The 10,459-nt window shown below is 45.1% G+C and carries 7 protein-coding genes; 3 read left to right on the plus strand and 4 right to left on the minus strand.

Features of this window, described 5'->3' with window-relative positions; genetic code table 11:
- Positions 1–137 precede the first annotated feature (137 nt).
- Together secDF and DR864_RS19225 are read left to right on the plus strand one after the other, a co-directional pair.
- Complete coding sequence (gene secDF / locus DR864_RS19220) at positions 138–3,227, plus strand: protein translocase subunit SecDF (RefSeq protein ID WP_114068484.1); 3,090 nt, start codon at positions 138–140, stop codon at positions 3,225–3,227.
- Between the two features lie 201 nt (positions 3,228–3,428).
- A complete protein-coding gene (locus DR864_RS19225; RefSeq protein WP_114070372.1) occupies positions 3,429–4,916 on the plus strand; it encodes an APC family permease in 1,488 nt (495 codons plus the stop codon).
- 57 nt (positions 4,917–4,973) lie between these two features.
- Here the strand turns inward: DR864_RS19225 and DR864_RS19230 are convergent, their stop codons facing one another.
- From DR864_RS19230 to DR864_RS19245, 4 genes are all read right to left on the minus strand, one after another.
- On the minus strand, positions 4,974–5,672 hold the full coding sequence (locus DR864_RS19230; RefSeq protein WP_114068485.1) for a porin family protein: 699 nt from the start codon (positions 5,670–5,672) through the stop codon (positions 4,974–4,976).
- A gap of 133 nt (positions 5,673–5,805) precedes the next feature.
- Positions 5,806–7,764 (minus strand): STN and carboxypeptidase regulatory-like domain-containing protein, encoded by a 1,959-nt coding sequence (locus DR864_RS19235; RefSeq protein WP_114068486.1) that lies wholly within the window; start codon positions 7,762–7,764, stop codon positions 5,806–5,808.
- 12 nt (positions 7,765–7,776) lie between these two features.
- Positions 7,777–8,838 carry a FecR domain-containing protein gene (locus DR864_RS19240; RefSeq protein ID WP_114068487.1) on the minus strand — a complete coding sequence of 354 codons (1,062 nt, stop codon included), beginning with the start codon at positions 8,836–8,838 and terminating at the stop codon, positions 7,777–7,779.
- 14 nt (positions 8,839–8,852) lie between these two features.
- Positions 8,853–9,431 (minus strand): RNA polymerase sigma-70 factor, encoded by a 579-nt coding sequence (locus DR864_RS19245; protein ID WP_114068488.1) that lies wholly within the window; start codon positions 9,429–9,431, stop codon positions 8,853–8,855.
- A gap of 273 nt (positions 9,432–9,704) precedes the next feature.
- On the opposite strand from DR864_RS19245, the gene DR864_RS19250 reads away from it, so the two are divergent.
- On the plus strand, positions 9,705–10,436 hold the full coding sequence (locus tag DR864_RS19250; RefSeq protein WP_114068489.1) for a head GIN domain-containing protein: 732 nt from the start codon (positions 9,705–9,707) through the stop codon (positions 10,434–10,436).
- Positions 10,437–10,459 lie beyond the last annotated feature (23 nt).

Genomic DNA, 10,459 nt, shown 5'->3' on the forward strand with positions numbered 1-10,459 from the left:
ACTTCGATTCACTGTGCAGTTGTGAAAGCACATTGTATTTTCCTTTTGGGGCGTATTACAAGGCCCTTTATGGGGATAAAACCCCTCGCTAGTTTCACAAATAATTATTTCAATAATTTATTTACTTCAATAAAACAATGCAAAACAGACTTGGCATTTGGATTTTGACCGTAGTTGTGGCGGTATTGAGTATCTATTATCTGTCCTTCACGTTTGTAGCGCGCGGGATTCGTAAAGACGCTGAAACCTTCGCTACGGGAAAAGACGGTCTTGTAGACCAAAAGAAAAAAGAGCGCTATCTCGACTCACTTCGTCGCGAGCCCGTTTATTTAGGAAGTACCTATCAGGAAGTTACCCAACGTGAGTTAGGATTAGGTCTTGATTTACAAGGTGGAATGCACGTGGTGCTAGAAGTGGCTCCCACCGATATTTTGAGAGGACTGGCAGGTGGAAATGCGCGTAACAGTCAGTTTAACGAAGCACTCAAACAGGCAACTGAGGCTCAGAAATCGAGCCAGTCTAATTTTGTAGACTTGTTTGTAAGTTCTTACAAAAAGGTGGCTCCAAGCGCAACCTTGGCGCAAATCTTCTCCAACAGCACCAATCGGGGTAAAATCAGTAACAGCTCATCGGACAGCGAAGTAACGAAGTTTTTGAAAGAAGAAGTGGACGGCGCTACGAGCCGTGCGTTCCAAATCATTCAACAACGTGTTGATAAATTTGGGGTAGCCAACCCTAATATCCAGCGTTTGCCGGGTTCAGGACGTATTTTGATTGAATTGCCAGGGGTAGATAACCCCGAGCGTGTACGTCGACTTTTGACGGGTTCGGCCAAGCTTGAATTCTGTGAAGTATACACATTGGATGAAGTTTCGCCAGCGCTTAATGCATTGGGGGCTTATCTGACACAGTTGGATTTGGAAAAGAAAATCGCTGAAAAAGGTACTTCTGCTGCCGATACTTCGAAAGCTGGTGGATTGGCGGCTCAGTTGGCCAAAGGTGCAAAAACTGATTCTACTTCAAAAGACACAACCGCTAACCAAACGGGGCTGGCCAGTTTGTTTGTTCCCATTTCGCAGGGACAACTAGGCGTTTATGCCAAAGATACTGCCCGTGCTAATGAACTATTGGCCCGTACAGAAGTAAAGGCAATGTTTCCTTCTGATGCCGTTATTATGTGGGATCGCAAAGGAATTGAGACAACTGATAAGCGTAACGAAATCGTTGGTATCTATTTTATTAAGAAAGCCAACGGACAGGCGCCGTTGGAAGGGGATGTGATTGTAGATGCAACGGGTAACAACTACGACGACCGCGGTCGCCCAGAAGTATCGATGCGTATGAACGCCGAAGGGGCCCGTAAATGGAAAAACCTGACTGCCGCTAACGTTGGCCGTCCAGTAGCGATTATTTTGGACGGGTTTGTATATACCGCACCAAACGTACAAAATGAAATTCCTAACGGAAACTCAAGCATCACGGGTAGCTTTACCATTGATGAAACCAAGGACATGGCCAATGTGCTAAAAGCAGGTAAGCTTCCCGCACCGACCACCATCGTAGAAGAGGCCATTGTAGGAGCTACGTTAGGCTCGGAGTCAGTAAGCGCAGGGGTAATTTCCTCGTTGGTAGGTTTGTTGGTTGTATTGATTTTCATGGTCATTTACTACAACAAGGCGGGAATGATTGCCGACGTTGCGTTGATTATCAACCTGTTTTTCTTAATGGGAATTATGGCTTCGTTGGGAGCAATCCTTACCCTGCCAGGTATTGCGGGTATCGTGTTGACCATTGGTATGGCGGTGGATGCCAACGTGTTGGTGTTTGAACGTATCAAAGAAGAATTAGCGGCGGGTAAGGAGTTGAAATTAGCGATTTCGGATGGTTTCAAAAACTCTCTTTCTTCTATTCTTGACTCAAACGTAACGACTTTATTGACGGGTATTATCCTTTTCTTCTTGGGTACAGGCTTGATTTTAGGTTTTGCCACGACCCTCGTGATTGGTATCCTGACGTCATTGTTTGCGGCATTGTTTGTATCTCGTTTGATTTTGGAATGGTGGGTTGGCAAAGGCCGTAAGATTGAATTCTTCGCTTCATGGTCGCAAAACCTGTTCAAAGATGCCAACTTCGACTTCGTATCACGTCGTCGTGTGTATTATATTATTTCTTCGGTCATTATCGGATTGGGAATTATCTCTGTCATTTTCAAAGGATTTGGGTTGGGTGTTGACTTTAAAGGCGGCCGCAGCTACGTTGTCCGTTTTGAAAAAGGAGTTGAGACTTCCGAAGTGCGTGAAATTTTGACGGGAGTATTTGGAGCCGCTCCTGAAGTAAAAACATTTGGGGGAATCGGTATCGGTGCTAATGAGCAGGTAAAAGTAACGACCAGCTTTTTGGCAGATGCCACTACACCAGATGCCGATAAACAGGCCGAAGCCAAATTGAACGAAGGATTAAGTAAGTTGCCTGGCAATAAGGCCACGATTCAAAGTTCACAAAAAGTAGGTCCAACGATTGCGTTTGACTTAATTATGACCTCCTTGAAATCGATTTTACTCGCGGTGCTGGTGGTGTCGATATATATTTTTATTCGATTCCGTAAGGTCGCTTTCGTTTGGGGGGCTATAGTGGCCTTGTTCCACGACGTACTCGTTATTTTGGCGGTATTCTCTATCTTCAACGGTTTGCTGCCTTTCTCATTGGATGTTGACCAGGCATTTATTGGGGCGGTTCTGACCATTATGGGTTATTCAATGAACGATACTGTCGTGGTTTTTGACCGGGTTCGTGAATATTTGAGAGACAATAAAGGCAAGAAAGAAACAATTCCGGCCATCATCAACAACGCCTTGAACAGTACGCTTAGCCGTACTGCCGTAACGGGTCTTTCAACGATGTTTGTGTTGATTGTATTATTCTTCTTTGGTGGAGAGGTAATTCGCGGATTCTCCTTTGCGATGTTGATTGGGGTAATCGTGGGTACATACTCTTCGTTGTTTGTGGCTACACCAATCGTGGTAGATTCATTGACCCGCGACCAAGCCAAAGATGAAGCAGCTGGTGATGCGAAAAAAGCAGCGCCTGCTCGTTTGATTTCTGATTTCCCTGATACTCCTCGCGGTGGTTTGCAGCAAGTAGAGATGCCGCAGGAAGAAGAAGAGGAAAAAGAGAAAGTGAAGAAAGAAAAGAAAGCACCTTTGATTAAGCCTTCTTTAAAAAAATAGAGTAACTCAAAGTGGTTAGTCGCGAATGTCGCATGAAAAGTTGGATAGTTGTTCAGCAAATCATTCGTCATTCTACTAACCACTTTTATTTTGCCTTAAAATAAGAATACGTTGTATTTGTTTGGTACTAAGGTATTAAGAGCGTATTTTTTAATTATATTTCAACCGCAAACCAAACTTAATCTTCTAAACCCAAATTATATGGATAAATCTATTTGGCGCAGAAAGCCGATATCGGCCTTTGAAGCAGACATTAAAAACAATCAATTAAAGCGAGTACTCGGTAAGTGGAGTCTTACCGCTATTGGTATTGGAGCTATCATCGGGGGGGGGATATTTGTACTGACCGGAACAGCCGCTCATTATCATGCAGGCCCGGCTCTGGCCCTTTCTTTTGTAGTAGCAGGTATAGGCTGTATTTTTGCCGCTCTGTGCTATGCTGAATTTGCCTCAATGTTGCCCGTTGAGGGTTCTGCCTATGCCTATGCATATGGTACGATTGGAGAATTATTTGCTTGGGCTATTGGCTGGGGATTAATACTGGAATATGCCATGGGAGCCATGACCGTGGCTGTAAGCTGGTCAGGTTATTTTAATAAATTATTACACCTATTTGGTATAGAGATACCTTTTTGGCTACGCAACGACCCTGTTTCTGCTGGGCAATTTGCCAGAGATAACGGCTTAGCTGAACCCAGTTTTGCGCTCAATCTACCCGCTTTCTTTATTGTTTGGGTAGTTACGTATATCCTGATAAAGGGTATTAAAGAAGCTGCCAGCGCAAACAACGTCATTGTGATTTTAAAATTAGCAGCTATTATTTTCATTATTTTAGTAGGTGCTTTTTTTGTGCATACCCAAAATTGGGTGCCTTTTATCCCGGCAGTAGAATTAGTAGAACACGCTGATGGTACCATGAAAGAAGCATACGGTTGGGCAGGTGTTTTGAGTGGCGCTTCTGCTATTTTCTTTGCCTATATCGGCTTTGACGCTGTTTCTACCCAAGCGGGAGAAGCCATCAACCCAAGCAAAGACATGCCTTTCGCTATTATAATGTCGTTGGTGATTTGTACTGTTTTGTACATCTTAGTTTCGTTGGTGCTCACAGGTATGATTAGCTATAAAGACATTACAGGTGACGCCTTGAAAGCTCCCGTCGCTTTTGCATTCGATAAAGCTGGCCAACCATGGGCCGTATTTATCATCACAGCAGCGGCTACTGCAGGCTTAATTTCTGTAATGCTGGTCATGATGCTTGGTCAAACACGTGTATTTTTGGGGATGGCTAAAGATGGTCTGATTCCTGGGTTCTTTAAAGAGATTCATCCTACCTATAAAACCCCTTGGAAGAGTACTATCTTAGTCGGTACATTGGTTTCTGTGGTAGCTGCATTTACTCCTATCGGACTGTTAGGCGATATGACCAGCTTTGGTACCCTCTTTGCCTTTGCGATGGTTTGTTTGGCTGTACTTATCTTACGCTTTCGTGATCCAAATCGTGAGCGCCCCTTCAAAGCACCCTTCTTAACGATTGTGGCTCCTTTAGGCATTCTTGTCAATACGGTACTCATTTTAATGCTTGACGGATTGGCGCAAAAATTGGCTTTTGGGTGGCTATTATTGGGCTTGATTGTATATTTTGCTTACGGTCGTCCAAATAGTTTTTTAAACAATTATAAAGAAGACTAAATAGCGTTTTAATCATAAAAGCCTTCTAAGTGTTTCAATGCTTAGAAGGCTTTTTCTTTATCGGGCCAAAGGTATTGCGAAACCAGCTAAAACACTAAAGCTTTGGTTATGAACAGGAACCCTAACGAGCGGTGTATCGTATAATCGAGTGAGGCCGCGCTCGTAACGACCTTCAACAAATATTTTACTGCTTCCTACCGCAAAACTAAGTCCAGCACCGCCTGCAGCCCCCACTTCAAAGCGGTTAAACGTCCCTAGGCCAATTTTTGTTCGGGTAGGTTGGGTTTGAAACAGGATTAAATCCGCCCGAGAAACGATTTTTCCATCGGCCAGATAATTGAACGTTGGCCCTGCAATGAGGTAAGGTTGGACGGGGCTGTCTTCGTAGCCAAAATCGTATTGGAACAACATAGGCGCCTGAATGTAGGTGAGACGCTGCTTGATGCTTCCACCCAACGGGATATTTACACCGACGAGATCCAACAGATTATTGGAAGAAATCCCCGCTCCGCTTTGCTTGTATCCAAGCTCAGGACGGAACGATAAGCCACCCGCAATGGGCACTTTTAAGAAAATAGCACCGTTACCGCTCACGATATAATCAAGGTTGCCCGTAAAATTTTCGATAAATCCGCCGTTGCCCGTGGTTTTAGCAAGCGATACTCCCCCGCGTGCCCCAATGGATACTTGTGCGTGGGTCGATAAACCTACACATACTACGGAAAGGGCGGTTAATAGATGACGTAATCTTTTCATTTTGTCAGAAGATGGTTAATTAAACAATAAAAAAGTTACGTAAAGTTGGCATCATGTCTAAAGTTGTTTTATCACTTAACGACGTTTAGACGCGGGTATTTTAGCTTGTCACGGAATGTTTGGTTAACGATTGTTAACGGTTCATAATCCTTAAACCCGCCTGAAAACCTACCCAATTGGTCAAATCAAGGCCATTGCGAAGCGTTGTGTTTGGAAAGACTTGATACAGAGTAGACTTGTCTACTTTCAGATAACCAGATTGGGCTGTCAGGACGGTAAGTGAGGCCGCGCTGAAGAGGGCAAGTCTCTTGGCGATTCTTTTTTCAAGTCCTAAACTTGCCCGGTAAAAATGGCCATTGGATGTATCGAAGCGATTGGTGGCTTCCATGATTTTATTGGCGGTGAGGTCGAAGTTTGTCATCCAGCCGCGCCCGAAGTTAATAGCGGTTCCAAGGCCATAGCCAAAGGTGTAGAGTGGTTTGTCGGCCATGCCGAAACTGCCGCCAATGGTGACAATATTGTACAAACGTCGAACGCCCGTTTTGAAGGTAAGGTTGGCGTAATTAAGTTCGTCAGTGCTGATTTCAAAACGACGATATCCGTTACGCCTTACAAAACTGAATATCCCGATGGGAACGGCACTGGATGAGTCGGCATAGTTGAATACCCCCAATTGGAGCCCTTTTTCATGGATGGTTGCGTAATTTATAAAAGGACTTATCTGAACACCGCGAAATTTCCTCAGTGCTACGTTGCCAAATCCGCTTATCTGCCAGCCGCGCATGTTACCGAGCGTTACGTTTGCAAAGCCACTCATCTGCCAACCGTACATTTTGCCCATAGTAACGCTCGCAAAGCCAGCGGTTTGGAAACCGTTATAGAAATTTTGACCCGTTAAGTTGGCAAAACCCGCCACCTGCACCCCGCTGTGATTGCCTCCCGTGGCATTGGCAAAACCCGCTAATTGCATCCCTTCAACATTTTTTAAAACCGCGTTGGCAAAGCCTGACGCCTGCAATCCGTATACATTGCGCCCCACCAAATTGGCAAAGCCCGCAAATTGAGCGCCGTGTACATTCCAACGGACAAGGTTGGCAAACCCACCCACTTCCAAGGCGTTGACGCCCAAAGAATAGCCCGCGATGATATTAAAAGACATTGAATTGACGACGTTCCCACTCATGACGTGGTTGGTCCCGACAAATGGCAGCAATGAAACCTGAAACGGTCGATAAAGCGTATCTCGTACGTTTTGAATGTGAACCGCCTGTTTAGCCGTGGCAAAGGCATCGACAAAGGTTTTTTCAACTTTATCTAAATTGATTCGCTTGGGTTTGGCCGTGGTAAGTGCTGTATCATTTGAGGCGATTAATATCGGTTGTACGGTGGGAACTCGAACGACTAAGGTATCGGTTGCGGGGCGAGAAATCGTCTTGAGCTGCGGAGCAACTGCCTGTAATCGATCATCGAGCGGCATTTGTACCAAACTGATGTCCAAAGAGCGTTCGGTGACCGCAATGCTAGAACCAAAATATCGCTCTTTGCGAACCTCCAGACGCGGATTGGTAAGGGTGGCGGGGATTTTTAGACGATAGTATCCTGCCTGATTGGTCACGGCTGAGGCCAGGGTACGTTTTTCGAAAATACTGACTTGGGCAATTCGCTCGCCCGTGGCGCGGTCAAAAACGTAGCCGTTGATGATGATATCCTGCGGTTTTTCGGCAGGTAATTCAGCGATTTTTTGGAGAATAATGTGCCCACGCCGCTCTTTATAGGCGGCTCCCCCCTTAAATATTTCATCCAATACCTGACGAATGGCTTTTCCATTGGCATTGAGCGTAACGCGTCGATTCAAATCAAACTCGTTGGGATTATACGAGAAACTAAAATTACCCCGTTCACCAATCACCCGCAGCACTTCTTCGAGGCGCTCGTTGGTGACCCGTACGGTAATGGCTCGGTCGAGAATCGAGGCTTTTTGAGCGAAGCTTAATGAACTGTTAAACCCAAAGGTTAAAAGAAAAATGACGTAATTTACGAGGCTCCGCAAGTTGAGAAAGCGGAAGATGTTGAGAGTCAATACGTGTTTCATGGCTAGTATGTTTTAAGGACACCCCTGCCCGTCGAGCAGGATGGTTTGCCCTTTTCGGGTGACTTGTAGGTGAAGCGTTTCGGCAATAACGCTCAGGGTAGCGTCCAGACTTTCGCGTTCGAAGCGAGCCGTTAATTGGCAATTTTTTAAACGACCGCTCAGTTGAATGTCGGTTTGGTAACCTTCTCGTAGCGACGCAACCACATCGCCTAAGTTGGTTTTATCAAACACAAACACCTTGGTACGGTACGCCATTGCGTTCAAATCGACGACAGGAAGTTTGATGATGGTATCGGCTTGGGCGGTGGCCGTTTCATTTTTTACCAACAGTGTTTTGGCTCTTGGCGTCGAAAACTGCACTTTTCCACTCGTTACTGCCACGTTTACCTTTTGGTCGTAAGCACGTACGTTGAAAGATGTGCCCAAGACCTTGACTTCCGTTCCGTTAGCTTGAATGATAAAGGGGCGGTTTTCGTCGCGTTTTACGTCAAAATAGGCTTCTCCTTTCAGAACAACCGTACGCGTATCTTGCCCAAAATCATCAGTGAACGAAAGAGTTGTGTTTTGATTCAAGAACACCTTTGTTCCGTCGGGTAATGTCTGCTCGGTGGTTTTTTGCTGGGTTTTCAGGACGTTGGCAATGGCAGGTTCGTTTGCTTTTTCAAAAAAACGGTACCCCAACCAACCAAGGCCCATCACGATTAAAATGCTCGCTGCCGCCCGCCAAAAACGGAAGTTGGAAGGCGATTTTCCTGAGCGAAGCGGCCGAACGGCATCGTCGTTTTTATGAGTTGTAAACGGAAGCTGATTTTGGATGGTAACTTCCGAATCGTTTATGGCAGGCTGAACCGTAAATCGACTACTGACTTTTTTCCAAGCGGCATCTACGTTGACTTCGGCAACGGGTTTTATAATCTCTGCTGCTTCCCATATTTTTTGAAAACGAAGCAATTCTTCCTCATAGCCAGCCGATTGGCCTAGCCATGCTTTTACCTGACGGGTTTCGTCGGGGGTGGTTTCCCCTGCCACGTAACGCGCCAGCAAATCGTCAGGAATATGTACGTTCGAATTCATTTAGTAGTTGTCAATCATAAGCAGTCGGTTAAACCCAACCAAATCAAAACGGGTAAATAATCAGCAAGTTCAGCTCGTAATATTTTGAGGGCTTTTCCAATTTGGTTTTCGACGGTTTTGACCGAAAGACCCAGTTGGTCGGCTATCTCTTGGTATTTTAATTCATCAAAACGGCTCAATTTAAAAATGATTCGGCATTGTTCGGGCAATTTTTCAATGGCTACCGATAGCTGTTGCTCCAACTCATTTTTATAGACCGTCTGGCTTACCGATTCATACGTTGTTTCTTGGTGATACGCGGCGTATTGTTGGTGTTCATCCCTTACTTTTTGGTGTTTTATTCGGTTAAGGCAATGATTATGCACTGCCCGGTACAAATACGATTTCAACGATTGGGTAATTTCAATCTCGGTTCGTTTTTCCCAAATGTTCACAAACACGGTTTGGACAATTTCCTCCGCTTCGTCAGAATCCCGCAAAATCGAACGTCCGTAGGCGCATAGGCTACCGTAGTGCTTTCGAAACACCTGTTCGAAAACCCCTTCATTTCCCTGCCCAATGGCTATAAGTATTTGTGTATCCGATAATTGCACGAAATGACGAATCGTTTTGGGGCAAAGTTAACGCTTTACCCTTAACGATAGGGCCGTTTTTGTGACGAGTTGTTGAAAATGATGGTTGGAACCGCATTTTAGGTAGGACAAGCGAACCAAAGTTTACCCCTACGCGGTGCTTACATTTTTTTGGTGTTTTTCGAATATGGTGTTTTTTCTAAAAAAGAGAATATTTTTTTCACAGTAGCATGGGGGAAGATTAAATATAAGTTGTCATAGGTTCAAAACAGTTTAATTAATACCATAACAGTCATGAAAAAGTTACGTGTTGTTTCTGCCCAGTTGGCAAGTTTTGTCTTTTTTATTTTTGCTCTTCAATCCTGTGTTTTTATTGACGGGGATGCTCGTTTAGATCCTAAAAATCCTGACAGTGAAACCTTCGACCTCCGTGATTTTGACCGGTTGGAAATGGGCAGTGCCTTCGACGTAAAGGTGCGACAATCGGGCCAGTTCAGTGTTTTTGTGCGTGGTGACCGCCGCGATATTGACGACTTAGAAGTGTTTGTGGACCGCAGCGGTAAATTAGTCATTCGCTACCGTAATTACCGGGTTCGGCGCTATGACATGGACGTCGATATTACGATGCCTGTTTTACGTGGAGTTGATTTTTCAGGAGCCACTGTTTCAACCATTGACGGATTTACCAATACCCGTGATTTGGAAGTGGAATTGTCGGGCGCATCGAAATCAACGATTGACGGTGACTGGGAACGCGTGGATGTTGACCTTTCGGGAGCCTCCAATTTGACCCTACGCGGAGAGGGCCTGAGTCTTATCGGTGATTTGTCGGGGGCTTCTAAGTTAAATGCTTTTGATTACTTGGTGGATAATGTTGACTTAGAACTTTCTGGTGCAAGTAGTGCCAATGTGTCGGTTGATAAATCCTTAAAAGTAGATGCGAGCGGCGGTAGCAGCTTGCGCTACCGTGGCGGTCCAGAAGTACGCTCCAATGTATCAGGCGGAAGCAGTGTGAAGAAAGATTAAAATAGCCGACGGAGCCGTTGTTT

The organism is Runella rosea, assembly GCF_003325355.1.
In the GTDB taxonomy this organism is placed as follows: Bacteria; Bacteroidota; Bacteroidia; order Cytophagales; family Spirosomataceae; genus Runella; species Runella rosea.